We start from the raw sequence: 24,026 nt of genomic DNA on the forward strand, positions 1-24,026 counted from the left end.
CCTTCGTCAGCCACGCAGCACCGAATGCAGTTCCTGCAGCGAGCGCACCCCGATGCCGCCGTTGATGCTCGCCTCGATGCCCTGCACGGCCGCGGCCGCACCCTGCACCGTGGTGATGCACGGGATGTTCACCCCGACCGCCGCCGTGCGGATCTCGTAACCGTCCACGCGCGGCCCGGAGTTGCCGTAGGGGGTGTTGAACACCATGTCGATCTCGCCGTCGCGGATCTGCTCCACAATGGTCGGCTGGTCGGCCGGCCCCTCCTCGGAGTGCTTGCGCACCTGTTCGCACGGAATTCCGTTGCGGCGCAGCATCTCCGCGGTGCCCTCGGTGGCCAGGATGCGGAAGCCGAGGTCGTTGAGGCGCTTCACCGGGAACACCATGGCGCGCTTGTCCCGGTTGGCGATCGAGACGAACACGGTACCGTCGGTCGGCAGCGAACCATAGGCCGCGGCCTGGCTCTTCGCGAAGGCAGTGCCGAAATCGGCGTCGATGCCCATGACCTCACCGGTGGACTTCATCTCCGGCGAAAGCAGCGAATCCACACCGCTGCCGTCGGCCTTGCGGAACCGGTGGAACGGCAGCACCGCCTCCTTCACCGCGACGGGTGCGTCGAGCGGCACGTGGCCGCCGTCGCCCTCGGCGGGCAGCATGCCCTCCTTGCGCAGTTCGGCGATGGTGGCGCCCATGGTGATCCGTGCGGCCGCCTTGGCCAGCGGCACCGCGGTGGCCTTGGAGACGAACGGAACCGTGCGGCTGGCCCGCGGATTCGCCTCGAGTACGTAGAGCACATCGTCCTTGAGCGCGTACTGCACATTGAGCAGGCCCTTGACGCCGATCCCCTTGGCCAGCGCGATGGTGGAGCGGCGAACCGCCTCGATATCGCTGCGGCCCAGGGTGATCGGCGGCAGTGCGCAGGCGGAGTCGCCGGAGTGGATGCCCGCCTCTTCGATGTGCTCCATCACACCGCCGAGGTAGACCTCGTCACCGTCGCAGAGCGCGTCGACGTCGATCTCGATGGCGTCTTCCAGGAACCGATCGACCAGCACCGGATGTTCCGGACTGAGTTCGGTGGCCCGGGAGATGTAGCCCTCCAGCGAGTCCTCGTCGTAGACGATCTCCATACCGCGACCGCCGAGCACGTACGACGGGCGGACCAGCACCGGGTAGCCGATGCCTGTGGCGATCTTCTTGGCCTGCGCGAAGGTGGTCGCGGTGCCGTACTTCGGTGCGGGCAGGCCCGCGGCGACCAGCACGTCACCGAATTCGCCGCGATCCTCGGCCAGGTCGATGGCGGCGGCGCTGGTGCCGACCACCGGCACACCGGCGTCGGTTAGGCGCTGCGCCAGCGCCAATGGGGTCTGGCCGCCGAGCTGGACGATTACCCCGGCGACCGTGCCGGACTCGGTTTCGGCGTGGTAGACCTCGAGCACATCCTCGAAGGTCAGCGGCTCGAAGTAGAGCCGGTCGGCGGTGTCGTAGTCGGTGGAGACGGTTTCCGGGTTGCAGTTGACCATGACGGTCTCGTATCCGGTCTGCGAAAGCGTCTGCGCCGCATGGACACACGAGTAATCGAACTCGATGCCCTGGCCGATCCGGTTCGGGCCGGAACCCAGGATGATCACTTTGTCGCGTTCGCGCTGCGGCGAGACCTCCGACTCGGCGGCGGGATCGAGTTCGTAGGTCGAGTAGTGATACGGGGTCTTGGCGTCGAACTCCGCGGCGCAGGTGTCCACGGTCTTGAAGACCGGACGAATACCGAGTCGATGACGCAGTGCGCGCACGCCGGTCTCACCCGCCAATTCCGGTCGCAGCGCGGCGATCTGGCGATCGGAGAGGCCATAGTGCTTGGCGCGGCGCAGCAGCGGCTCGTCGAGTACGGGTGCGTCGATGACCTCTCGGCGCAGCTCGACCAGTCCGGCCACCTCGGCGACGAACCAGGGGTCGATGCCGGAGGCCGCGGCGACGTCCTCGATGCTCGCGCCCAGCCGCAGCGCCCGCTCGACCTGGTAGATGCGTCCCTCGGTCGGGGTGCGCAGGTCTTCGAGGATGGCTTCGGTATCGGTCCAGTTGCCGTCGCCCTGGGTCCAGAAGCCGGCGGCCTTGGTCTCCAGCGAGCGCAGCACCTTGCCGAGTGCCTCGGCGAAGTTGCGACCCAGCGACATCGCCTCGCCGACCGACTTCATGGTGGTGGTGAGCGTGGCGTCGGCGCCAGGGAACTTCTCGAAGGCAAAGCGCGGCGCCTTGACGACCACATAGTCCAGGGTCGGCTCGAAACAGGCCGGGGTTTCCTTGGTGATGTCGTTGACGATCTCGTCCAGGGTGTAGCCGATGGCCAGCTTGGCGGCGATCTTGGCGATCGGGAAACCCGTTGCCTTGGAAGCCAATGCGGACGAGCGCGAGACGCGCGGGTTCATCTCGATGACGATCAGGCGTCCGTCGGCCGGATTAACCGCGAACTGGATATTGCAGCCACCGGTGTCGACGCCGACCTCGCGCAGGATGTCGATACCCAGGTCGCGCAACCGCTGGTATTCGCGGTCGGTCAAGGTCATGGCGGGTGCGACGGTGACCGAATCACCGGTGTGTACACCCATCGGGTCCACATTCTCGATCGAGCAGACCACCACGACATTGTCGCGGCCGTCGCGCATCAGCTCGAGTTCGTACTCCTTCCAACCGAGGATGGATTCCTCGATGAGCACATTGGCGGTCGGCGAGGCGGCCAAGCCACCGCCGGCGATGCGATCGAGGTCCTCGTCGTTGTAGGCCATGCCGGAGCCGAGGCCGCCCATGGTGAACGACGGCCGCACGACCACCGGAAAGCCCAGTTCAGTGACGGTTTCGCGGACCTCTTCCATGGTGTGACAGACCCGCGAGCGGGCGCTCTCGCCGCCGACCTCGGCGACGATGTCCTTGAACTTCTGCCGGTCCTCACCGCGTTGGATGGCCTCGAAATCGGCGCCGATCAACTCGACGTTGTATTTCTGCAGCACTCCGCGCTCGTGCAGGGCGACCGCGGTATTCAGCGCGGTCTGCCCACCGAGGGTGGCGAGAATGGCGTCGGGGCGCTCCTTTTCGATGACCTTCTCGACGAACTCCGGCGTAATCGGTTCCACATAGGTCGAATCGGCGAACTCCGGATCGGTCATGATGGTCGCCGGGTTGGAATTCACCAGCGATACCCGCAGGCCCTCGGCCCGCAGCACCCGGCACGCCTGGGTGCCGGAGTAGTCGAATTCGCAGGCCTGGCCGATGACGATCGGACCGGAGCCGATCACCAGGATGTGCTTCAGATCCTCGCGGCGAGGCATCAGGCTCCTTCCATGAGACCGGCGAAACGGTCGAAGAGATAGGCGGCGTCATGGGGTCCGGCGGCGGCCTCCGGGTGGTACTGCACCGAGAACGCGCGTCCGTCGACCAGGCGCACGCCCTCGACGGTGCCGTCATTGGCGCACACGTGGCTGACCTCGGCCTTGCCGAACGGGGTGTCGAACTGTTCGCCCTGTTCGCCCTCCAGCGCGAAGCCGTGGTTCTGCGCGGTGATCGAGATCCGGCCGGTCTCGCGTTCGACGACCGGGATATTGATGCCGCGGTGGCCGAACTTCATCTTGTAGGTCTTGCGGCCGAAGGCGCGGCCGAGGATCTGATTGCCGAAGCAGATGCCGAACAGCGGCAGCCCCTGCTCCAGCACACCCTGGGTGATGGCGACCGCGCCGTCCTGGGTTGCCGGGTCGCCCGGACCGTTGGACAGGAAGACGCCGTCCGGCTTCAACTCCAGGATCTGATCCAGCGAAACGGTCGACGGCACCACATGCACCCGCATGCCGCGCTGGGCGAACATGCGCGGGGTGTTGGTCTTGATGCCGAGGTCGACCGCGACGACGGTGAAGCGCGGGTCGCCGTTCGGTTCGATCGTGTACAGCGCGTCGGTGCTCACCTCCTCGGCCAGATCCGCCCCCAGCATCGAGGGCTGTCCGTTGACCCGGGCCAGCAGTTCGTCTGCATCGGCGAGCGCCGAGCCGGAAAAGATGCCCGCTTTCATCGAACCGCGGGTGCGCAGGTGGCGCACCAGGGCCCGGGTGTCGATGCCCGCGATACCGACGATCTGCTGACGGTCCAACTGGTCCTGCAGGGTGCCGGTCGAGCGCCAGTTCGACGCGACGCGCGAGGCGTCGCGGACCGCGTATCCGGCGACCCAGATCTTGCCGGATTCGTCGTCCTCGTCGTTCCAGCCGGTATTGCCGATCTGCGGGGCCGTGGCCACCACGATCTGGCGGTGGTAACTGGGGTCGGTGAGGGTCTCCTGGTACCCGGTCATCGCAGTGCAGAACACCGCCTCACCGAGTGTTTCGCCCATCGCGCCGAAGGCCGTGCCGCGGAAAACCCGGCCGTCCTCCAACACCAATGCTGCTGCTTCTTGTGTCATCCCTCGTCGTCTCCCGTCATCGCCCTGGCCCACGCCGGGTACACCGTCTTGTCGTCACCTCGGAAACCGGTATCTATCTCGGTTCCGGTGGGCAGCTTCCAGCGAATTACCAGCACACCATCTTCCGTCATCACCTTGCCCGCATGTCCACGTTCGGTCCGCACGGCGGTAATGGATTCCTGCGGAATCCAGATCACCGTCGCACCGTCGCGCTCGAGCAGAATCCCCCGTTCGAACCGTGTGAGTTCCGCGGTGGCCCGGAAACCCAGGTCGCCCACCGCGATCCGGTCCTGCCAGCTCGGCGCGATGGTGCTGCCGAGATACAGTCCGGTGGTCGGCTCGAGCACCTGAGCGCCGAGATCACCCGGCACATGCGGTAGTTCGCCGATGCGCGCCTCCTGACGCGCGGCACGGTTCTGCCAGCCCCGGTACATCAGCCAGACGCACAGAACGAACAGTGCGATCAGCCCGACCACCAACAGCACTCTCATTTACGAACCTCCCACCGCCTTGCCCTCACGGGCGGTTACCCGGCCTCTGAGCAACGTCGTTGTCACCCGAGCCGGGAACGTCATGTCCTCGAACGGCGTGTTGTTCGAAATGCTGGCGAGTTCGGCGGCCCGCACCGTCCAGCTCGCATCCGGATCGACCAGCGTGAGATTGGCCGGCTCGCCGACCTCGATCGGGCGGCCATGGCCGTCGAGTCCGACGATTTCCGCCGGACGCTCGCTCATCACGCGCGCGACACCGCGCCAGTCCAGCAGGCCGGGTTCGACCATGGTCTGCACGATGATCGACAGCGCGGTCTCCAGGCCGAGCATGCCGGGGCGGGCGGCGGCGAATTCGCAGCACTTGTCCTGTTCGGCGTGCGGGGCGTGATCGGTGGCGACGCAGTCGAGGATGCCCTCGGCCAGTGCCTGCCGCAGCGCGATGGTGTCGGAGACCTCGCGCAGCGGCGGGTTCACCTTATTGACCGCGTCGTAGGTCTCCAAGCGCGAGTCGTCGAGCAGCAGGTGGTGCGGGGTGACCTCGGCGGTGATCGAAATACCTTGGGCCTTGGCCCATTTCACCAGCTCGACGGTGCCGACGGTGGAGGCGTGGCAGATGTGCACGCGCGCATCCGCGTCGCGGGCCAGCAGTGCATCGCGGGCCACGATCGACTCTTCCGCGGCGCGCGGCCAACCGGCAAGCCCGAGGCGAGCCGCGGTCGGACCTTCGTGCGCGACAGCGCCTTTGGTCAGGCGCGGCTCTTCCGCATGCTGTGCGATCAAGACGCCGAGGGAGTTCGAGTACTCCAGTGCGCGGCGCATGAGCAGCGGGTCGTAGACGCAGTGGCCGTCGTCGGAGAACATGCGCACCGCGCCGACTCCGGCGGCCATGGTGCCCATTTCGGCGAGCTGCTTACCTTCCAGCCCGACCGTGACCGCCCCCACCGGGTACACGTCGACCAGCCCGACCTCCTGACCACGCCGCCACACGTGATCGGTGACGACCACGGAGTCGGCGACCGGGTTGGTATTGGCCATGGCGAAGACCGCGGTGTAACCGCCGAGTGCCGCTGCGGCGGAGCCGGTTTCGATGGTCTCGGTGTCCTCGCGGCCGGGTTCGCGCAGATGGGTATGCAGATCGACGAAGCCGGGCAGCAGGATCTGGCCCTGCGCGTCGATGACCTCGGCGTCGATAATGCCGAGATCGGTTCCGATGGCGGCGATTACACCGTCACGCACGAGTACGTCGACCGGCTCGCCCTCGCCGTACGGCCGAACACCCTCGAGCAGCACGCTCATGCCTTCACCTCGCTGGCGCTCGGCTCCGGCATGCGCCATGCGCACCGGCACATGATTCGCTCATTTCGTTCGCTCATGCGGCTGCCTCCTGGGTACCGACCAGCAGCCGGAACAGCACGGCCATCCGCATATGCACTCCGTTCGTGACCTGTTGCAGGATCGCCGCTTGCGGGGAATCGGCCACCGGCGAGGCGATTTCCATGCCGCGCAGCATCGGCCCCGGATGCAGAACGACCGCGTTCTCGTCGAGCAGTGCCAGCCTGCGCTCGGAAAGTCCGTAGTTGACCGAGTATTCGCGCGCAGACGGGAAGAAACCGCCGTTCATCCGCTCCTGCTGCACCCGTAGCATCAGCACCGCATCTGCGCCGGGCAATTCGGCGTCGAGCGAAGGCGAGATCCGAGCGGGCCAGAGGTCCGCACCGACCGGCAGCAGCGTGCGCGGCGCGACCAGCACCACCTCGGCGCCAAGAGTATCGAGCAGAAAGACATTCGAGCGCGCGACCCGGCTGTGCAGGATATCGCCGACAATGACGATCCGCTTGCCCTCGATATCGCCGAGGCGCTGACGCAGGGTCAGGGCGTCCAGCAGCGCCTGCGTCGGATGCTGGTGGGTACCGTCACCGGCGTTGATGATGGCCGGGCCCTGCCTGCCCTCGGCGACCGCCCAGCCATCCATCCAGCGCGCGATCTGATGCGCCGCGCCGGAGGCCGGGTGCCGGACGATGAGCGCATCGGCGCCCGCCGCGTGCAGAGTCAGCGCGGTGTCGCGCAAGGATTCGCCCTTGGCGACCGAGGAGCTGCTCGCGCTGACATTGATCACATCGGCGCTCATCCACTTGCCCGCGACCTCGAACGAGACCCGGGTGCGAGTCGAGTTCTCGTAGAAGACCGTCATCACGGTGCGGCCGCGCAGCGTCGGCAGCTTCTTCACCTCGCGACCCAGCAGCGCCTGCTCGAAGCGCTCGGCCTCGTCGAGCAATTCGGTGGCGGTGGCACGATCGAGGTCGGTCACCGTCAAGAGATGTCTCACAAACGCACCTCATAGCCACTCGCTCCGGCGAGCCGGTTCACTGCGCTTCCTCCTGATGCAAGTAGACGCCGTCGCGGCCGTCGTGTTCGGTGAGCAATACAGAGATGTCCTCGCTGCGGGAGGTCGGCACGTTCTTGCCGACGAAATCCGCGCGGATCGGGAGTTCGCGATGGCCGCGGTCGATGAGCACCGCGAGTTGGACGGCGCGGGGGCGGCCGAGATCGCGCAGACCGTCGAGGGCGGAGCGCACGGTGCGGCCGGAGAAGAGCACGTCGTCGACCAGGACCACGAGTGCGTCCTCGATACCGCCGTCGGGCACCGAGGTGCGCTCGAGCGGGCGGTGCGGACGGCTGCGTAGATCGTCGCGATAGAGGGTGATGTCGAGTGAGCCGAGTGCCGGGCGGACCCCGGAGAACTCCTCGATCTTGTCGGTGAGCCGCGCGGCCAGCGTGGTGCCGCGGGTGGGAATACCGATCAGCACCACACGCGGCGCGTCCGGCTCGCCCGCATCGAGGGCGGTCTTTTCGATGATCTGATGCGCGATGCGCGCGATGGTCCGGCCGACGTCGGACGGAGACAGCAACTCTCGTCCCGCGCTCACCCACTCCGGGGTGTGTCGCTGCGACGTTTCGGCAGCGCCGGACTTGGCGGCCCGGTCCTCGGGCACAGCCATGCCGACCTCCTTCCCCGCCTCACCGGACGGTCCGTTAAAGGATGTCTTTACGGCATGCAGCCTAGCAGCGCCGTTCGCACTGCTTTAACCAGGCATATCCCGCTGTGAGCGGGCCGCGCGCGGTTCGGACACTCCGGGCATTGCGGGCGGTTCCCGCTTCGCGGACCGCGATGACGACTCCGATGTCCGGATCGTTCGAAGCGACGGGCCGGTCCAGCGCGGCGACCGTATCGTCCCAGCTACGGAATTCGGTATGCCAGCCGTGTTCGTCCAGCCAGGTTCTGGCATCGGCGCCGAGGCGGTGCGCGGACGATCCGCGTCGTCGTCACCGCGGACCAGGCGTTCGAGTTCGGCGTACGGCCGGGCATTTTCGTCGACGGCGAAGCGGTCTGACGCCGAAACGGCTTCCCGGAGCGGATAATTCGGTCAGTGCGGTGACCACGTGCAACGCGTGTTCATGGGGCCGGGTAGCCCAGGACGCCCTCGTCTACCCAGTGCGTGGACAGATCCGGCCGAAATCCGCGCTCCCCGAGCAGCTTTGCCCAGTCTTCGCGCAGATCGATGGCGAGCACCGCGCGGCGGCAGCGAGGTTGCGCACGTGCCGCGGCGAGGACCGGTTCCTTGAACCCGATGGCCGGTCCGGACCAGCCGGCGCTCGCCGTCTTCCGTGCACGCGAAGCCCTGCTCGCCATCAGCTGGAGCACCGCCATGATGGGCGATCTTCCGCTCACCGACGACGAGCGCTACGCCGCGGCCGTCGATATCGCGCGAGACATTCTCACCAAGAGTTGAATGACCGTTTCTCGCTAGCACATATGTTCGACAACGCGTAGATTCGACGGCATGTCGACACCGCTGCAGGGATCATTGCTGGACGGATTCGGAGACATCGAAGTGGGCGGGCTCGATGGTGTGCGCCGGACGGCGTTGAGTCATGGGGCCTGGGTGGATGTGTTGCCCGGGTGGCTGTCGGGGGCGGATGTGTTATTCGAACGGTTGGCGGATGGGGTGCCGTGGCAAGCGGAGCGGCGGCCGATGTACGACCGGGTGGTGGATGTGCCGCGGCTGCTGTGTTTCTACGAAGAGGGCGCGGAATTACCGGATCCAGCATTGGACGAGGCACGGGAGGCACTGACCGCGCACTACCGCGAGGAACTCGGTGAACCGTTCCGCACGGCCGGGTTGTGCTACTACCGCGACGGACGCGACAGCGTGGCCTGGCACGGCGATACCTTCGGACGCGGCGCGACCGACGACACGATGGTCGCCATCGTGTCGATCGGTGCGCCGCGAGCGTTGCTGCTGCGACCGCGCGGTGGCGGCGCGAGTCTTAGATTTCAGGTCGGACATGGAGATCTGCTGGTCATGGGCGGCTCATGCCAGCGTACCTGGGAGCACGCCGTACCGAAGACGAGCAGGCCGACCGGGCCGCGAATCAGCATTCAATTTCGACCGCGCGGCGTGCGCTGACTACGCAGCGGCGGGACGGCTTGTCGTCCTCAACCACGGTTGAGATAAGAAGCTGATCTGCATGAGCGCACCGACAATTCAGCCTGTGGTCGCGGACACCACGGTCGACCACACCCTAGTTCTGCCTCGCGTGCGTTCCAGGAGAACACGGCCGCCACGACGAGGCAACGGATTATTTGCGCGTGGTTGAACAATGGTCCAGAGCACAGCGGTGCACGGCCTCTCCCGATAGATTGGCCATATGACCAATCCTGGGGCGGGGGTTTTGGCCGTGATGCCGCTGCATACGATCAGCGAGGTTTACGGCGAAAGCGGACTGCGTGAACGACTACTGCTGGAAATCGCGGAACTGTCCGATACCGAACGGCTCACCCAGGCATTGGACCTGGCTACCGAACTGCACCGCGAGGATCGCTACGGCCGCGAGCCGTATCTGAGTCACCTACTGCGCGTTGCGATTCGGATCGTCAGCCACTACGAGGTGCGGGACCCGGACGTCGTCGCGGCCGGGCTGCTGCACGATTCGGTCGAGGATCACCCGGAAGAACTGGCCGGAGCGCGTCCCGGTTCGCCGACCGATGCCGCTCTAGCCGAACTCTCGGCCCGGTTCGGCACCCGGGTCGCCGAACTCGTCGCCGCCGTCACCAATCCGGAACCGGATCCGGACATAGATCAGCACGCGCAATACCGCGAACATGTGTCGGCCAATCTCGATCGGGCGCCGTGGGCCCGCATCGTCAAACTCTCCGACTTCACCGACAATGGCGTCGGCATCCTCTACGCCGACGGACCGGCGATGCACAAACTCGCCACCAAGTACCGCCCGCTCACCGATGTCTACCGCGACCTCGTCACCCGCTCGGATACCCCGCTCGCCGAGCACGTCAAACGGCATATCCTGCACCAGCTCGACAGCGCCGACGAACGTTTCGACGCCATTCTCGCCAGGGACTAGGGCGCGCGCAGCACAGATTCGACGAGTGCACGAACCGCCGCGCGCAGCCGTTCGGTAGCTCCGGCACGAGCCAGTCGCGGCACCTGTTCGCCACCCAGTGCACCGAACAGCAGCCTGCCGACCACTTCGGCATCCAGGTCCGGGCGGGCCTCCCGCAACAGCGCGGTGATGTGCGCATCCCAGAATTCGTGGATTTCGGTGGCACGCGGATGCGGCGGGCCCTGTAGATAGGCGACCGTCACCTCGATGTTGTCGGTCATCATTCGCACGAAGGCGTCGAAGAAGGCCAGTAGTCGCTCCCCGGGCGCCGCCCCTGGACCCAGCGGCGGCGGTCCGCTCCGGACGGCATCCATCAAGGCGAAGGTGCTCTCGGCGATCATCTCGTGCAGTAATCCGGCGCGATTGCCGAAGCGGTGGAAGATAGTGCCCTTGCCGACCCCGGCGGCCGCCGCGACTCGATCCATGGTGAGTGCGTCGGCGCCGTGTTCGGCGAGCAGGGCGGCCGTCGCGGCCAGGATCGCCTGCCGGTTACGCGCGGCATCCGCCCGTTCCCTCGGGCGTTCGTCGGTCATTCCACCACCTTCATTGACAACCTGACCGGCGGTCCATATTGTTCCGAGACATCTGGACCGACAGTCAAGTTATGGAGTTAGCAATGAAAGCAATCGTAATGACGGGCGTCGGCGGACCCGAGGTCCTGGTCGCCCAAGATGTCGCCGTACCGCATCCAGGCCCCGGCGAACTGGTAATCCGCGCCGAGGCGATTCCGGTGCTGTTCCCGGAGACCAAACTGCGCTCGGGTGAGTTCCCGATGCCTGTCGAAACACCGGTGGTTTTCGGTTTCCAGGCCGCCGGAGTGGTCGTCGAGATCGGAGACGGGGTCGACTCGGCACTGCTGGACCGGCGGGTCGCGGTGGCCACCGCAGGCTGCGGTTCCTACGCCGAATTCGTCTGTGCACCAGCATTTTCCGCGATCACGATCCCGGATGCCCTCTCGTCGGAAGACGCTGCGGCTGTCCTGATGGACGGATCGGTGGCACTGCCTCTGCTCGCGAAGGCGGCGCTCACCGGCACCGAAACCGTCCTGATCGAAGCCGCCGCAACAGGAGTCGGCAGCGCACTCACCCAACTCGCCAAGGAATTCGGCGCCGCGCGCGTCATCGCGACCGCCGGCGGTCCGGAAAAGTCCGCGCGGGCATTGGCATTGGGAGCGAACGAGGTCATCGACCACAATGCGCCGGACTGGCCGGCCCGGCTGCGCGAAGCCCTCGGCGGCACAACACTCGACGTCGTCTTCGATTCCATCGGCGGCGGCACCGCTCGAGATCTACTGCCAGCCATGACCCCGGTACGCGGCCGAATCCTCAGCTACGGCTGGCTCTCCGGAGCCCCCGCCCAGATATCCACAACAGACTTACTCCCCCACGGCCTCACCCTCACCGCCTGCGCCGGCCCGGCCTGGCTCACCGAGGTATCCCGCTCCGGTGCCGCCGCCCTCGACCGAGCCACTTCCGGAACACTCACTCCCCGAATCGATTCCGTTCTCCCCCTCGACGAGGCGGCCAAAGCCCACCAGCTCATCGAGCAGCGTTCCCCCATCGGCAAGATCGTCCTGTGTCCCTGATGCACCGCGGATATCCGCCGCGCCGTCGCCGTCATCGAAAGTGCATACGGACATCGAAATAGATTGTGGCCCATGATGTTTCCCCAGAGCATTCGGTGCCCGGCCTGCATAGTTGCACCGAGTGCATCCACCGGCTGTGTCAGGGGCGGCGAGCGAAAGCGGGGGCGTGTTCTGGGAGTATCCCTCGGGCGATCAGGAATGGGGGGAGGGTGCGGACGACCGGAATTCGGCGCAGGATGCGTAGCGGCAACGGAGTCGTTGCGGCGTTGGCGATATCGATTCGGCCGGACAGGGCGGGGCGGAATACGGCGGTGTGCAGGATACGTTGCAAGCCCTGGGTGACGGCGGTCGGCAGGGTGCGGCGACGCTGCACCCTGGCCAGGTCGTGGGTGGTCAGGGTGCCCGAAGTCAACGGTGGGGCAAGGATTCTCGCGGTGGCGACGGCGTCCTGGATGGCCAGGTTGATGCCGACTCCGCCGGCGGGTGACATGGCGTGAGCGGCGTCGCCGATGCAGAGCAGGCCGTCGGTGTACCACTTGGTGAGGCGGTCCAATTTCACATCGAGTAGTTTCACCTCGTCCCAGTCGCGCAGCGCATCCTCCCGGTCACGCAACCACGGTGCCGAATCGGCCATACTGCACACGATTTCGGTGACCGGACCGCGCCGGGCCGCCGCGTCGCCGCCCTTGGCGATGAGGGTTGCGACCTGCCAATAGTCACCGCGATCGAACATGACAGCGGCGCGGTGGGCGCTGAGCAGTCCGATCAAACCGGCGGGGTCGATATCGGTGCGCGGCAAACGGAACCACCACACATCCATCGGTGTCGGCCAACTTCGCGAGCCGAGTCCGACCTCGGCCCGCAGCACCGAGTTTCGGCCGTCGCAAGCCACGGTCAGATCGGCGCGGATCTCGCCGGTTTCGCCGTCTCTGGTCCGGTAGGCGACACCGGCGACCCGGCCGTCCTCCCGAATCACTGCTGTCGCTTCGGTATTCATGCGCAGCCGGAAACCCGGCTCCCGATCGGCCGCCCCCGCCAACAGGTCCAGCAGATCCCACTGCGGCACCATCGCGATGTATTTGTGCGTACCCGGCAAATGTTCCAGGGTGAATACCGTCTGCACCGACCCGCGGATCGGCAGCTGGATCTGCTGCAGCTTGCGCGCGGGTAGTTTCGCGAACTCCTCGCCGAGACCCAGTTCATCGAGCAGGTCCAGGGTCGTTGGATGTACTGTGTCGCCGCGGAAGTCACGCAGGAAGTCGTTATGTTTCTCCAGGACGGTGACATCGATACCAGCGCGAGCCAGCAGCAGCCCGAGCACCATCCCCGCCGGTCCACCACCAACCACCAAACACGTCGTACGTTCCATTGCCCCGACCTCCCTCCGTGCGCACGCGCCGGACGGACATTCCGCGGGCGCGGATGTAGCGGTTTCCCTGGCCGACTTCAATGGTATGCCGCTCCGTCGAGCCCAAGGCCCGTAACCGCTGCGGCAACGATCAGATCAGCGGCGGAGAACGAAAAAGTACGGCTCGGTCATCCCTCGCATATCCATCACCCCGAGTAGCGTATCTACATCCACGCGGCGGAAGTGGTCGATGATCGGCAGCTGGTCGTAAACCATCGCGGCACCCACCGCACCGCGGTATTCGATATCGCGCAAACGTGCTGTCGGCCTGCGAGTTCGGATCGCCGGGGCAACGACGGGCAATAGCTTCCGCGCCGTCCGCACGCCCGCGACCGGCACCTTACCGACCAGACCGAGCGGCACCCGCCGCGGATCGACTGCGAAGATATTTCCCGATTCGTCGGCGAACAGCAGTGGATGCACCGACTCCGGATCATCGAACTGCTTGCCGTACCAGCCCGAGGCGACCAGCACCCCGGCCATCGGATGCCCGGTATCCAGTTCCTCGCCCCGCCAGCGGCCGACGGTCACCTCCGCAACCCTGGCCGCGGGCAATCTATCGAACAGCTCCCACGCCTGATCCGTCGTGCATCCACCATCGAGCAAGTCCGCCAGATCGGACTGCGCGCTCTCATTCTCGGCCATGACCGATCTCCTTCCCCATGGCAACATTGCGAGAATAAGGCTATCAATCTCTTATTCCGGTTCGAGGAGTTCGGGCTGCTCGGCCGTCGGCAGCGCTGCGGTCACCTTCAGTCAATCGAATTCGAGCTGCGCGGTGGAACTCACCGCGTCCCGCCGCCCTCCTGAAGCACGCCATCGGCATGGCTCAGGCCAATACGCAAGGGGCCCAATCGGAATGCCACCGGTCATCCGACGGACTCAGGGTAACTTCCACCCGATTAGTCGGTCCGCGACGGCAGAATTGTGCGTACCCTGTGAATGCAACCGCGACGGGGGGTTCGGCCGCTGACCGGCCAATGGTCTCCGATGCCCACTCCTCGATTTCGTGGCTCGAACGATCAACGGAGTATCGAATGGCTTCTGCCGGCACGGAGCGGCGCAGCGGGATGCTTGCCGCTCTCCTGAGGACGACCCGCACCCAGATCCTGTGGGCTGGCGTCGGTATCGGTGTGTTGATCGCGGTGACGATGCTGGCCAGGGGAAATCTACACAAGATCTACGAGGTGCAGCCGGATTTCGTGCTCGGCGCCACGCTGACCATCAGCACCTTCTGCTTCACCAAAGCGTTCAGCCGCAACGGTGTCGATATCGCGGTGCAACTCATCCAGGAGGGCACCGCGCCCGAGGTGGTAGAAGCGCTGAACCGGGCCCGGGAGGAGACACTGCATCGCGACGGCGTCTATGAGCAAACCGCGCTGCTGATAAGAAATCTGACCGCCGCCAACAACCGTGCCGTCGAGTATTACGACTTGCAGGCCAAGTCGCCGCGGTTCTATCTCGTGGCGCCGTATCTCTCGGTGGTGATGCAGGATCTCGACGAGGCACTCCACAATGCGGCCCAGATCGGTCGCGCGGTCGGCAGCCAGCAGATGCAGCTCCCCAGCTATCCCTTTCCCGAGCAAGCCAGGTACCTGCTCAGAGAGGCGCTGCGCGATCTGCACGAGGCAGTTGCCCGCCGCAACGAGGCCTACGAAGCGCTGTCCACCCAGTTCGAGGTCCCGCAGGAGGATGAGCTCTGGGGCGCTTTCACGGTGATGACCTCCGACTCGCTCAAAGCATTGCGGGACCTGGAGTCACTGCTGGGCAAGAACATCCTTGCTCCGCCGAAGGATCAAGTCGCCAGCCTGCGCGGTTATGTCGAAGCCGCGCAGCGACGGGCCAAATCAGTCGATGAAATGATCAACGGACGACCGGCGCTCGCGTATCCGCCCGCCCTCGCAATTCTGCTCCAGGACCTGGAGCATGTCCTGGCAAAACTCGAGGGAGTCGACACCGCTCTCGCACAGGATAACGGCGCGTGATATCGCGCCGACGCTATTCCGGTGATCCGTTGTGCCGGTGCATGAATCGGAGCGCGCCAGCGGCTACCTGGTGGAATCCGACCGCGCCGACCTCGAAGTACTGACCGACCTGGTCGAGCGGCGGCAGTTGCGCCCACTGGTGGAAACGGTGCTGCCACTGGAGCAGGCAGGCACACCGCCTCATCGAGCAGGGCCGAGCCAGCGGAAAGATCGTGCTCACCGTGAGTGACCCAGACCACACAGCGGAATCTTGACCTCGAGTGCAGTTGAGGAACCAGGATCGAACCGTGCCAAGGTTCGCCGAAAGCGGTGCACACCCGTCGGTGCGCACCGCGGCGCCGGGCACGCCCGATTCCGCGAGACGGTCCTCGCGGTTCGCTCCCGCTGGGCCAGTACACCCACCAGCGGGAGCTCGGAGCGGCTATGGCACCGGATCGCGATCGGCCCTGAAACGTCAACAGCCGCACACCATTTCGGTGTGCGGCCGGGGCCGACGGCAATCAGGCGGAGACGGCGATCTCCCACTCGTACACGGTGAGCTCCGAGGAGCCGGTGGTGTGCACCGGGTCGGTGAACGCGATTTCCCTTGCGGCTTCCAGACTTTCGGCGTTGATCACATACGCACCGCCGGTGCCGTCGGTGAACCGACCGCTCTCCACCAACTGCCCGCGCTCGAGCAATTCGTCCAGGAACTGCTTGTGCGGCTCGATCACGGCCGGGTCGAACGACGGCTTGCGCATCGCCATGACCAGATACTTGTTGATCACGCCTGCGACTCCGGACGCGGTGCCCTGGTCGCCGCGGCGGCGGCGCGCACCTGCGGGGCGACCAGCACGACCTGGCCGAGCACACCGTTGACGAATCCGGGCGAATCGTCGGTGGACAGCTCCTTGGCCAACTCCACCGCCTCGTCGACCGCGACCACCGGCGGAACATCGTTGGCGTGGAACAACTCCCACACCGCGATCCGCAGGATGGCGCGGTCCACGGCGGGCAGCCGGGACAGCTCCCAGTCCTTGAGGTAGGACTCGATGGTGCCATCCACCCGATCGAGATCGTCGGCGACGCCCTCGACCAGGGTGTGGGTATAGGCGTGCACCGGGGCGACCGCCTGATCCTGGGTGGCCAGTTCGACCCGCTCGGTGAGCAGGTCGGCCGCGTCCACATCGCGGGCCTCCGCCTCGAAGAGCAGATCGACCGCCCGGCGGCGGGCCTTGTGACGCGCGCCGAGCTTCTTGAATGTGGACTTCTTGTCTATGGGCTGTTCCGCCACAGCACTCATTATCCCTGTTCGCAGTGTCTGATGGCGGCAGCAGCGGGTCCCTCCGTGGTCACGCTGCGCTACCGCCTCCGGGCCTGTCGCTACTGCCGCGGGGTGGGCGATCAGGCGTTCACGCGGCCGAGGTAGCTGCCGTCGCGCGAATCGATGCGCAGCTTGTCGCCGGTGTTGATGAACAGCGGGACCTGCACCTCGGCGCCGGTCTCCAGCGTGGCGGGCTTGGTTCCGCCGGTGGAGCGATCGCCCTGCAGGCCGATGTCGGTGTGCTGCACCTCGAGTTCGACGGTGACCGGCAGCTCGACGTAGAGCGGGGCGCCCTCGTGGGTGGCGACCTGAACGAGCATGTTCTCCAGCAGGAACCGGGCGCCGGGGCCGATGGTCTCCTCGGAGATGGAGATCTGGTCGAAGGTCTCGCCGTCCATGAAGACGTAATCCGAACCGTCGTGGTACAGGTAGGTCATATCGCGGCGGTCGACGGTGGCGGTCTCCACCTTGACGCCCGCGTTGAAGGTCTTGTCGACGACCTTGCCGGACAGCACGTTCTTCAGCTTGGTCCGCACGAAGGCAGGGCCCTTACCCGGCTTGACGTGCTGGAATTCGATGATCTGCTGGAGCTGACCGTCGATCTTCAGCACGAGGCCGTTCTTGAAGTCGCTGGTGTCCGCCACTGTTCTCGGATCTCCTAGTTCTGGATATGCGCTCTCGGTGACCGGCATCATTCGACGACGGTCAGGTCTTTGCTGGTGTTGGTGAGCAGATCCGGGCCCCCCTCGCGCACCACGAGCGTGTCCTCGATCCGGACGCCGCCGCGGCCGGGGAAGTACACACCTGGTTCGACGGTCACCGCCACGCCAGACAGAAGTGTACCGGTTCCGGTTTTGGCGATTCCCGGCGCTTCGTGGATCTGCAGTCCGACACCGTGTCCGAGACCGTGCACGAACAGCTTCCCGTGCCCGGCCGCCTCGATCACCGCACGAGCGGCCGCATCCACGTCGGTGACCGGCGCCCCGGGCTTCAGCGCCTCGCGTCCGGCCCGCTGGGCCGCCTCGACCAGCGCGTACACCTCTCGGTGCCAGTCGGATGCGGTGCCGAGTACAAAGGTGCGGGTCATATCGGAGTGGTAGCCGCCGACCACGGCGCCGAAGTCGATCTTGACGAAATCGCCAGTGGTCAGGACCGCTCCGGTGGGCCGGTGATGCGGGATGGCGGAGTTCGCACCGGTCGCCACGATGGTCTCGAAGGCGACCGCATCGGCGCCGTGTTCGAACATCGCCCATTCCAGATCCCTGGCGACCTCGCGCTCGGTACGGCCGGGGCGCAGGCCGCCGCGTTCCCGCAGGGTCGCCAGCCCGGCGTCCCCTGCGGCGCAGGCGGCACGCAACTGTTCGATCTCGTAAGCGTCCTTGACCATGCGCAGCTGTTCGACCAGCCCCGGAGTGGCGACGAATTCCAATCCGGTCTTCTGCTCGATGAATCCGCGATGCTGGTCGACGGTGACGATATGGCTCTCGTAGCCGACCCGGCCGAGCTGCCACTCCCCTGCGAGTTCCACGATCCGCCGGGCGGTGGCCCTGGCGATTTCGGCGCGCAGATCCGGCACCTGTTCGGCGACCTGGCCAAGATAGCGCCCGTCGGTGCCGATCACGGTGCGCTCCTCGGAATTACGCATATCCCAGGAGGTCACCAGCAGTGCGGCATTGGACCCGGTGAAGCCGGTCAGGTACCTGATGTTCACCAGATCGGTGACCAACAGCGCGTCGACCTCGTTCTCCACCAGCAGACTGCGCAGTGCGCCACGGCGCGCCGCGTAGTCGGGCCCAGGACCCGCGTGATCAGCAGACATGTCTCAAAACTACCGCCGACACGCCGCAGATCCCGCATTAAACACAGGTTTACCGGTATTCGAGCGAGGCGATCGATGTTCACATATCGATCGGTTATCCCCAATCCGAAATCAGGGGCTGCGTCCGCGACCGGGAGCGGACGAGGCTGAAAGCCATGTCCCCCATCGCTTTTGCCCTGCTGCTGGCATGGTGCTCGGTGCTCACCGCCAGCGATATCCGGCAGCGCCGACTGCCCAACGCGCTCACCGTCTCCGGTGCGCTGATCATCTTCGGATATGCGCTGTTCACAACACAATTCACAGCCGCTGCGGTCGGTTCGATCTTGTTGGCGACGCCATATTTATTGGTGCACTTGATCGCACCGGCCGCACTCGGGGCGGGTGATGTGAAACTGGCCGTCGGGCTCGGCGCGGTCGCCGCGCTCGGCGGTGCGCAGGTATGGGTGCGGGCGGCGCTCATCGCACCCGTGCTGACTGCGGCATCAGGGCTCGCCGTATTGGCTCACTGGCGGATTCGGTCCGGTGCTGATCGGGCCGGACCGCGTCCGCTTCCCCATGGGCCGGCCATGTGTGTCGCGACGGTGCTGAGCCTGGCGGCGGCGTATGGCTAGCCGATGCCACGACGCCGCCGTGCCGGTCATCACGGCGGGCCGCGTGCCAGAGCACCCCCGTCGACATGGGAAGATGGACAGCGTGTTGCGCTGGATAACTGCCGGAGAATCCCATGGTCCCGCTCTTGTCACCATCCTCGAGGGGATGGTGGCGGGTGTCGAGGTGACGTCCGACGAGATCTCCGCACAGTTGGCGCGCCGACGGCTCGGGTACGGGCGCGGCGCCCGAATGAAGTTCGAGGCCGATAGGGTCACCGTCATCGGCGGAGTGCGGCACGGGCGCACCATGGGCGGACCGGTGGCCATCGAGATCGCGAACTCCGAGTGGCCGAAGTGGACGACGGTCATGTCCGCGGATCCGGTGGACGAGAACGAACTCGCCGATCTGGCGCGCAACGCACCGCTGACCCGGCCGCGGCCGGGGCACGCCGACTACTCGGGCATGCTCAAGTACAACTTCGACGACGCCCGCAATGTTTTGGAGCGGGCCAGTGCCCGCGAGACCGCCGCGCGCGTCGCAGCGGGCACGGTCGCCAGGAATTTCCTGCGCCAAGCCTTCGGCGTCGAGGTCATCTCGCATGTCGTCTCGATCGGTACCGCCGCCAATGCCACTGGGATCGTGCCGACAGCCGCCGACCTGGCCGCGATCGACGAGAGTCCGGTGCGCGCATTCGACAAGGACACCGAGGCCGCGATGATCGCCGAGATCGAGGCCGCCAAGAAGGACGGCGACACTCTCGGTGGTGTGGTCGAGGTGGTCGTGGACGGGCTACCGGTTGGATTGGGTTCGTTCATCAGCGGCGCGGATCGGCTGGATTCGCGCCTCGCGGGCGCGCTCATGGGGATTCAGGCGATCAAGGGTGTCGAGGTCGGCGACGGTTTCGAAACCGCGCGCCGCCGCGGCAGCCAGGCACATGACGAGATGAAGCCGGGACCGGACGGCGTGCTGCGCTCGACCAACCGTGCCGGTGGTCTCGAGGGCGGTATGACCAATGGCGAGCCGCTGCGCGTGCGCGCCGCGATGAAGCCGATCTCGACGGTGCCGCGCGCGCTGTCCACGGTCGATATGACCACCGGCGAAGAGGCTGTCGCCATCCACCAGCGCTCGGATGTCTGTGCCGTGCCCGCCGCGGGTGTGGTCGCCGAGACCATGGTCGCGCTGGTCGTCGCGCAGGCCGCGCTGGAGAAGTTCGGCGGTGATTCACTGGTCGAGACCGTCGACAACATCACCAGCTACGTCAAGCGCATCGGCACCCGACCACACGTGCCGCAATGATCGTGCAGTCCGATCCGCGCGCACCGCGCGTGGTGCTGGTCGGACCGCCGGGGGCGGGGAAGTCGACGATCGGCCGCAAGCTCGCCAGGGAACTCGGTGTCGAGCTCTACGACACCGATGCCGGAATCGAGCGCGAGACCGGACGCACCATCCCGGAGATCTTCACCGAGGACGGCGAACCGGAATTCCGCCGGATCGAGGAGCAGGTGGTGCGTCGCGCCATCCTCGCCGAACGCGGTGTGGTCTCGCTCGGCGGTGGGGCCGTGCTGTCCGAGGACACCAGGGCGCTGTTGCGCAATCGCACCGTGGTGTATCTGGAAATCAGTGTGGCCGAAGGACTTCGGCGCACCGGCGCGAGTACCCAGCGACCGCTGCTCAATGGTGTGGATCCGGTTGCGAAATATCGCGAGCTGATGCGCAAGCGCAGACCGCTGTATCGGGAGGTTGCCACGGTGCGGGTGCGCACCGACGGTCGCAGTCCTGGTCGGGTGGTGCGGATGATCATGGCGAAGCTGGGCATGGAATCGGTACTGCCGCAAGAAGCGGAGCCCGACTCGAGCGGAACTACGCCGGACATCGCAGCGCCGAAACCGCAGGGCAGCAATAGATCCCGAGCCCGGCGCGCCGCCCGGGCGCGGGCGGCCGCGCGGAGTCGGGCCGCCGCCGCACAGGCGGACGGCACCGAATCCGCGGCGACCGAGCGGCTCGAGTCCAGCGGCAATATCACCGCGGCCGTCCGGATCCCGACCGATACCGCAACAGTCGATCGCCCCAAGCCCACCGGCAAAATCGCCAGCGGGCGTGCCGGTTCCGAAGGATCCGGTGACCCAGCGACACCCGGGAGCCGGTCCCGCCGCACCCGGGCACGTCGCGCCCGCGCGCGAGCGCTCAAACAATCAGCACGCACAGAATCGGAGCCGAGTACACGTGAGTGAGCGAAGCGAGCGACCCATCAGCCCAGCTGAGCAGCAGCCGACCAGCCCGACCGAGCCGAGTCGGATCGAGGTCCGCACCGCCGATCCGTATCCGGTGATCATCGGCCGCGGCCTGCTCGGCGAGCTCGTCGAGTCGGTCGTCGGCGCGACTACCGGCGTGCGCACCGTCGCGATCTTCCATCAGCCGCCGCTGGCCGAAACCGCCGAGGTGGTGCGCAAGGCCTTGGCCGACAAGGGTATCGACGCGCACCGCGTCGAAATCCCGGATGCCGAGGCAGGTAAGGATCTGGCCGTGGCCGGCTTCTGCTGGGAGGTGCTCGGCCGCATCGGCCTGACCCGCAATGACGTGGTGGTATCGCTCGGCGGCGGTGCGGCTACCGATCTGGCCGGATTCGTCGCCGCGACCTGGATGCGCGGAGTGCATATCGTGCATGTGCCGACCACGCTGCTGGCCATGGTCGACGCGGCCGTCGGTGGTAAGACCGGTATCAATACCGAGGCGGGCAAGAACCTCGTCGGCAGCTTCCACGAACCGGCCGCGGTGCTGGTAGACCTGGCGACTCTGGAGACAATCCCGCGCAACGAGATCGTCGCGGGGATGGCCGAGATCATCAAGGCCGGCTTCATCGCCGACCCGGTGATCCTGGACTTGGTCGAGCGTGATCCGGAGGCCGCGCTCGACCCGACCGGTGATGTGCTGCCCGAATTGATCCGCCGCGCCATCCAGGTGAAAGCCGATGTCGTTGCCGCCGACCTCAAGGAAGCCAGCCTGCGCGAGATCCTCAACTACGGCCACACTCTCGGCCACGCCATCGAGCGCCGCGAGCGCTACCGCTGGCGTCACGGTGCGGCCGTGTCGGTGGGCCTGGTCTTCGCCGCCGAACTCGGCCGACTCGCCGGTCGCCTCGACGATGCCACCGCCGACCGCCATCGCAGCGTCTTGGCCAGCGTCGGCCTGCCGACCAGCTACGACGCCGACGCCCTCCCGCAACTCCTCGACGCCATGCAGACCGATAAGAAAACCCGCTCCGGCGTGCTGCGTTTCGTGGTCCTCGACGGCCTCGCCAAGCCCGGCCGCCTCGAAGGCCCGGACCCTACCCTGCTGGCCGCCGCCTATTCGGCGATCGCCCGCGAGGACAGCGCCAGCAGCGGCGCGATCCTGCTGTAGTCGCGAACAGCGAAGCGGCGCATCCGATTCGGTCGGTTGCGCCGCTTTTGCGTCACGATCTCGGCCGCACGCACATCGGCATCGGCCCGCCCGCTGGATGGGCGAACTCAGCACCTGAACAGGCGCTGCGGCCCATCCGGAAAACGAAGGCGACCCTCGTGGCCGTATCGGCCGATGAAGGTCGCCTCCAATCGAATTCGCCAGCGGCTACGCGGGAGTCGCGGCGGCGCCCGGTGCCTGGGGTGTCGACCGTTTGGCAGACTTGTCGATCTGGCGGTCGGCAATGATGCGGCCGATGCCGATGCCGATGAGGCCCGGGATGAAGACCAGCAGGATGATGAAGGACGCGCCCGCCGTCAGCTCGAAGAGCAGGCCGTTATCGCCGAGATCGAAGCGGGGCAGCCAGTCGAGCAGCCACGAAACCACACCGCTGCCCAGACCCGCGGCAGCCGCGGTCTTCAGCCACAGGATGGTGAGGTCGGAGCCGTGCTCCGGATCCGGATGGACCTCACGGTCCTTGCGGCCATCCAGCACACCCCAGAACACCACCGCGGCGAGCAGCACCACCAGGCACAGCGGTCGCATCCAACTGCCCTGGGTCGGCCAGTACACCATCGCGAAGCCCAACGCGGCACGCAGGAAAACGACCAGCGCACCGAGCCCGATGGCCCGCAACACCCAACCATTCATGGTCAACACCATAGCCTCGAGTCGGCCGGATCCAAATGAGAACCGGTTACAGATTTATCGCCGCGGCCATCTCCGCGTGCGGAGCCGGGCGGCCGGTGAACTGTTCGACCTGTCCGTAGGCCTGGTTCAGCAGCATCTCCAGTCCGCCCACCACGGTGTGCTCTGCCCGCGCGACCGCAACAGCCAGCGGCGTCGGCCACGGGTTGTAGATCGCGTCGAGCACCACCGGGGCTACCGCCACCGCCTCGGCGACAACCGCGGCCGCCTCGGCCGGGATCGTGCTCACCACGGCACCGGTCACCGCGCACGCCGTGCGCAATGCGTCTTTGTCGAAGCCGATCACGACGGTGGTCATACCGAGTTGCTCAGCGAGGTCCACTGCGTTGCGCGCCCTTCCGGCATCGCGGGCGACAACGGTGACCGCCTTGGCACCGAGTTCGGACAATGCGAGCAGCGCCGGACGTGCGGTTCCACCCGCACCTAGTACGACGGCCTCGGTCAACTCGCCGACACCACCGCCGCGCAACGCGCCGAGCACACCGTCGACGTCGGTGCAGTCGGCACGCCAATCCTGCGAGCCGATCCGAACCAAGGTGTTGGCCGAGCCCACCAGAACCGCCCGTTCGGTGCGTTCGCTCGCATATGCCAGCGCGGCCTCTTTACCCGGCATGGTCACCGAAAGTCCGACCCATTCCGGTCCGAGCCCATCGACCAGACCGGGCAACTCCTCGGCCGAACATTCGATCCGCTCATAGCTCCAATCGAGCCCGAGCGCACGGTAGGCCGCAAGATGCAGCTGCGGCGACCGCGAATGCGCGATCGGCTTACCGAGCACAGCCGCTTTGCGGGTTTGCGTCATCGC

At 66.5% G+C, this 24,026-nt stretch carries 25 protein-coding genes and 1 pseudogene; 10 read left to right on the plus strand and 16 right to left on the minus strand.

The features are described 5' to 3' along the window. Window positions 1-6 precede the first annotated feature (6 nt). From carB to ACQPXH_RS18585, 7 genes are all read right to left on the minus strand, one after another. On the minus strand, window positions 7-3,315 hold the full coding sequence (carB, locus tag ACQPXH_RS18555; protein WP_433597800.1) for a carbamoyl-phosphate synthase large subunit: 3,309 nt from the start codon (window positions 3,313-3,315) through the stop codon (window positions 7-9). Beyond that, the gene (carA, locus tag ACQPXH_RS18560) at window positions 3,315-4,430 is read right to left on the minus strand and encodes a glutamine-hydrolyzing carbamoyl-phosphate synthase small subunit (protein WP_433597801.1); all 1,116 of its coding nucleotides are present in this window, start codon (window positions 4,428-4,430) and stop codon (window positions 3,315-3,317) included. Before carA ends, carB begins: the two co-directional genes overlap by 1 nt. Next, window positions 4,427-4,921 carry a transporter gene (locus tag ACQPXH_RS18565; protein ID WP_387284567.1) on the minus strand — a complete coding sequence of 165 codons (495 nt, stop codon included), beginning with the start codon at window positions 4,919-4,921 and terminating at the stop codon, window positions 4,427-4,429. Before ACQPXH_RS18565 ends, carA begins: the two co-directional genes overlap by 4 nt. Beyond that, complete coding sequence (locus ACQPXH_RS18570; RefSeq protein WP_433597803.1) at window positions 4,922-6,217, minus strand: dihydroorotase; 1,296 nt, start codon at window positions 6,215-6,217, stop codon at window positions 4,922-4,924. 73 nt (window positions 6,218-6,290) lie between these two features. Beyond that, complete coding sequence (locus ACQPXH_RS18575; protein ID WP_364475022.1) at window positions 6,291-7,247, minus strand: aspartate carbamoyltransferase catalytic subunit; 957 nt, start codon at window positions 7,245-7,247, stop codon at window positions 6,291-6,293. A gap of 37 nt (window positions 7,248-7,284) precedes the next feature. Beyond that, window positions 7,285-7,920, minus strand: coding sequence for a bifunctional pyr operon transcriptional regulator/uracil phosphoribosyltransferase PyrR (gene pyrR / locus ACQPXH_RS18580; RefSeq protein WP_433597805.1), 636 nt, complete (start codon window positions 7,918-7,920; stop codon window positions 7,285-7,287). Window positions 7,921-8,375: 455 nt separating this feature from the next. Further along, complete coding sequence (locus tag ACQPXH_RS18585; RefSeq protein ID WP_433603501.1) at window positions 8,376-8,612, minus strand: class I SAM-dependent methyltransferase; 237 nt, start codon at window positions 8,610-8,612, stop codon at window positions 8,376-8,378. On the opposite strand from ACQPXH_RS18585, the gene ACQPXH_RS18590 reads away from it, so the two are divergent. The 3 genes from ACQPXH_RS18590 (at window position 8,542) to ACQPXH_RS18600 (ending at window position 10,345) form a co-directional block, all read left to right on the plus strand. After that, a complete protein-coding gene (locus tag ACQPXH_RS18590; RefSeq protein WP_433603703.1) occupies window positions 8,542-8,712 on the plus strand; it encodes a hypothetical protein in 171 nt (56 codons plus the stop codon). The two genes, ACQPXH_RS18585 and ACQPXH_RS18590, sit on opposite strands and share 71 nt — an antisense overlap. Window positions 8,713-8,763: 51 nt before the next feature. Next, complete coding sequence (locus ACQPXH_RS18595) at window positions 8,764-9,390, plus strand: alpha-ketoglutarate-dependent dioxygenase AlkB (protein ID WP_433597807.1); 627 nt, start codon at window positions 8,764-8,766, stop codon at window positions 9,388-9,390. Window positions 9,391-9,631: 241 nt separating this feature from the next. Next, window positions 9,632-10,345: an HD domain-containing protein gene (locus ACQPXH_RS18600; protein ID WP_433597808.1), complete on the plus strand. Its 714-nt coding sequence runs from the start codon at window positions 9,632-9,634 to the stop codon at window positions 10,343-10,345. On the opposite strand, the gene ACQPXH_RS18605 is transcribed toward ACQPXH_RS18600, so the two are convergent. After that, entirely contained in the window at window positions 10,342-10,917 is a 576-nt protein-coding gene (locus ACQPXH_RS18605; protein ID WP_433597810.1) for a TetR/AcrR family transcriptional regulator, read from the minus strand. The two genes, ACQPXH_RS18600 and ACQPXH_RS18605, sit on opposite strands and share 4 nt — an antisense overlap. Before the next feature lie 83 nt (window positions 10,918-11,000). Between ACQPXH_RS18605 and ACQPXH_RS18610 the strand changes: the two genes are divergently transcribed. Further along, window positions 11,001-11,969, plus strand: a complete 969-nt coding sequence (locus tag ACQPXH_RS18610; protein ID WP_433597812.1) for a quinone oxidoreductase family protein — start codon at window positions 11,001-11,003, stop codon at window positions 11,967-11,969. A 139-nt stretch (window positions 11,970-12,108) separates the two neighbouring features. Here the strand turns inward: ACQPXH_RS18610 and ACQPXH_RS18615 are convergent, their stop codons facing one another. Continuing rightward, on the minus strand, window positions 12,109-13,338 hold the full coding sequence (locus tag ACQPXH_RS18615; protein WP_433597814.1) for an FAD-dependent oxidoreductase: 1,230 nt from the start codon (window positions 13,336-13,338) through the stop codon (window positions 12,109-12,111). Window positions 13,339-13,473: 135 nt separating this feature from the next. Continuing rightward, on the minus strand, window positions 13,474-14,022 hold the full coding sequence (locus ACQPXH_RS18620) for a DUF4334 domain-containing protein (protein WP_433597816.1): 549 nt from the start codon (window positions 14,020-14,022) through the stop codon (window positions 13,474-13,476). A 392-nt stretch (window positions 14,023-14,414) separates the two neighbouring features. On the opposite strand from ACQPXH_RS18620, the gene ACQPXH_RS18625 reads away from it, so the two are divergent. After that, window positions 14,415-15,362, plus strand: a complete 948-nt coding sequence (locus tag ACQPXH_RS18625) for a hypothetical protein (protein WP_433597817.1) — start codon at window positions 14,415-14,417, stop codon at window positions 15,360-15,362. Window positions 15,363-15,393: 31 nt separating this feature from the next. Then, window positions 15,394-15,591, plus strand: coding sequence for a hypothetical protein (locus ACQPXH_RS18630; RefSeq protein WP_433597819.1), 198 nt, complete (start codon window positions 15,394-15,396; stop codon window positions 15,589-15,591). A 271-nt stretch (window positions 15,592-15,862) separates the two neighbouring features. Here the strand turns inward: ACQPXH_RS18630 and ACQPXH_RS18635 are convergent, their stop codons facing one another. The 4 genes from ACQPXH_RS18635 to ACQPXH_RS18650 all read right to left on the minus strand — a co-directional run bounded on the left by ACQPXH_RS18635 (window position 15,863) and on the right by ACQPXH_RS18650 (window position 18,484). Beyond that, window positions 15,863-16,129: a YciI family protein gene (locus ACQPXH_RS18635; RefSeq protein ID WP_433597821.1), complete on the minus strand. Its 267-nt coding sequence runs from the start codon at window positions 16,127-16,129 to the stop codon at window positions 15,863-15,865. Next, entirely contained in the window at window positions 16,126-16,635 is a 510-nt protein-coding gene (gene nusB / locus ACQPXH_RS18640) for a transcription antitermination factor NusB (RefSeq protein ID WP_433603502.1), read from the minus strand. Before nusB ends, ACQPXH_RS18635 begins: the two co-directional genes overlap by 4 nt. Window positions 16,636-16,745: 110 nt before the next feature. Beyond that, window positions 16,746-17,309 (minus strand): elongation factor P, encoded by a 564-nt coding sequence (gene efp, locus ACQPXH_RS18645; RefSeq protein ID WP_433597823.1) that lies wholly within the window; start codon window positions 17,307-17,309, stop codon window positions 16,746-16,748. 47 nt (window positions 17,310-17,356) lie between these two features. Further along, a complete protein-coding gene (locus ACQPXH_RS18650; RefSeq protein ID WP_433597825.1) occupies window positions 17,357-18,484 on the minus strand; it encodes a M24 family metallopeptidase in 1,128 nt (375 codons plus the stop codon). A 155-nt stretch (window positions 18,485-18,639) separates the two neighbouring features. Between ACQPXH_RS18650 and ACQPXH_RS18655 the strand changes: the two genes are divergently transcribed. The 4 genes and pseudogenes from ACQPXH_RS18655 to aroB all read left to right on the plus strand — a co-directional run bounded on the left by ACQPXH_RS18655 (window position 18,640) and on the right by aroB (window position 22,474). Next, entirely contained in the window at window positions 18,640-19,095 is a 456-nt protein-coding gene (locus tag ACQPXH_RS18655; protein ID WP_433597826.1) for a prepilin peptidase, read from the plus strand. A gap of 82 nt (window positions 19,096-19,177) precedes the next feature. After that, on the plus strand, window positions 19,178-20,371 hold the full coding sequence (gene aroC / locus ACQPXH_RS18660) for a chorismate synthase (RefSeq protein ID WP_433597827.1): 1,194 nt from the start codon (window positions 19,178-19,180) through the stop codon (window positions 20,369-20,371). After that, a pseudogene (locus tag ACQPXH_RS18665) lies at window positions 20,368-20,886 on the plus strand (shikimate kinase); the annotation flags it as partial. The gene aroC and the pseudogene ACQPXH_RS18665, both read left to right, overlap by 4 nt. A 412-nt stretch (window positions 20,887-21,298) precedes the next feature. Beyond that, a complete protein-coding gene (aroB, locus tag ACQPXH_RS18670; protein ID WP_433597828.1) occupies window positions 21,299-22,474 on the plus strand; it encodes a 3-dehydroquinate synthase in 1,176 nt (391 codons plus the stop codon). A 207-nt stretch (window positions 22,475-22,681) separates the two neighbouring features. Here aroB and ACQPXH_RS18675 read toward each other — a convergent pair whose 3' ends face one another. Continuing rightward, window positions 22,682-23,176, minus strand: a complete 495-nt coding sequence (locus ACQPXH_RS18675) for a B-4DMT family transporter (protein WP_433597829.1) — start codon at window positions 23,174-23,176, stop codon at window positions 22,682-22,684. Window positions 23,177-23,210: 34 nt separating this feature from the next. Continuing rightward, complete coding sequence (locus ACQPXH_RS18680; RefSeq protein ID WP_433597830.1) at window positions 23,211-24,023, minus strand: shikimate dehydrogenase; 813 nt, start codon at window positions 24,021-24,023, stop codon at window positions 23,211-23,213. Window positions 24,024-24,026 lie beyond the last annotated feature (3 nt).

Origin of the sequence: Nocardia sp. CA-135953 (assembly GCF_050955735.1) — a bacterium.
In the GTDB taxonomy this organism is placed as follows: Bacteria; Actinomycetota; Actinomycetes; order Mycobacteriales; family Mycobacteriaceae; genus Nocardia.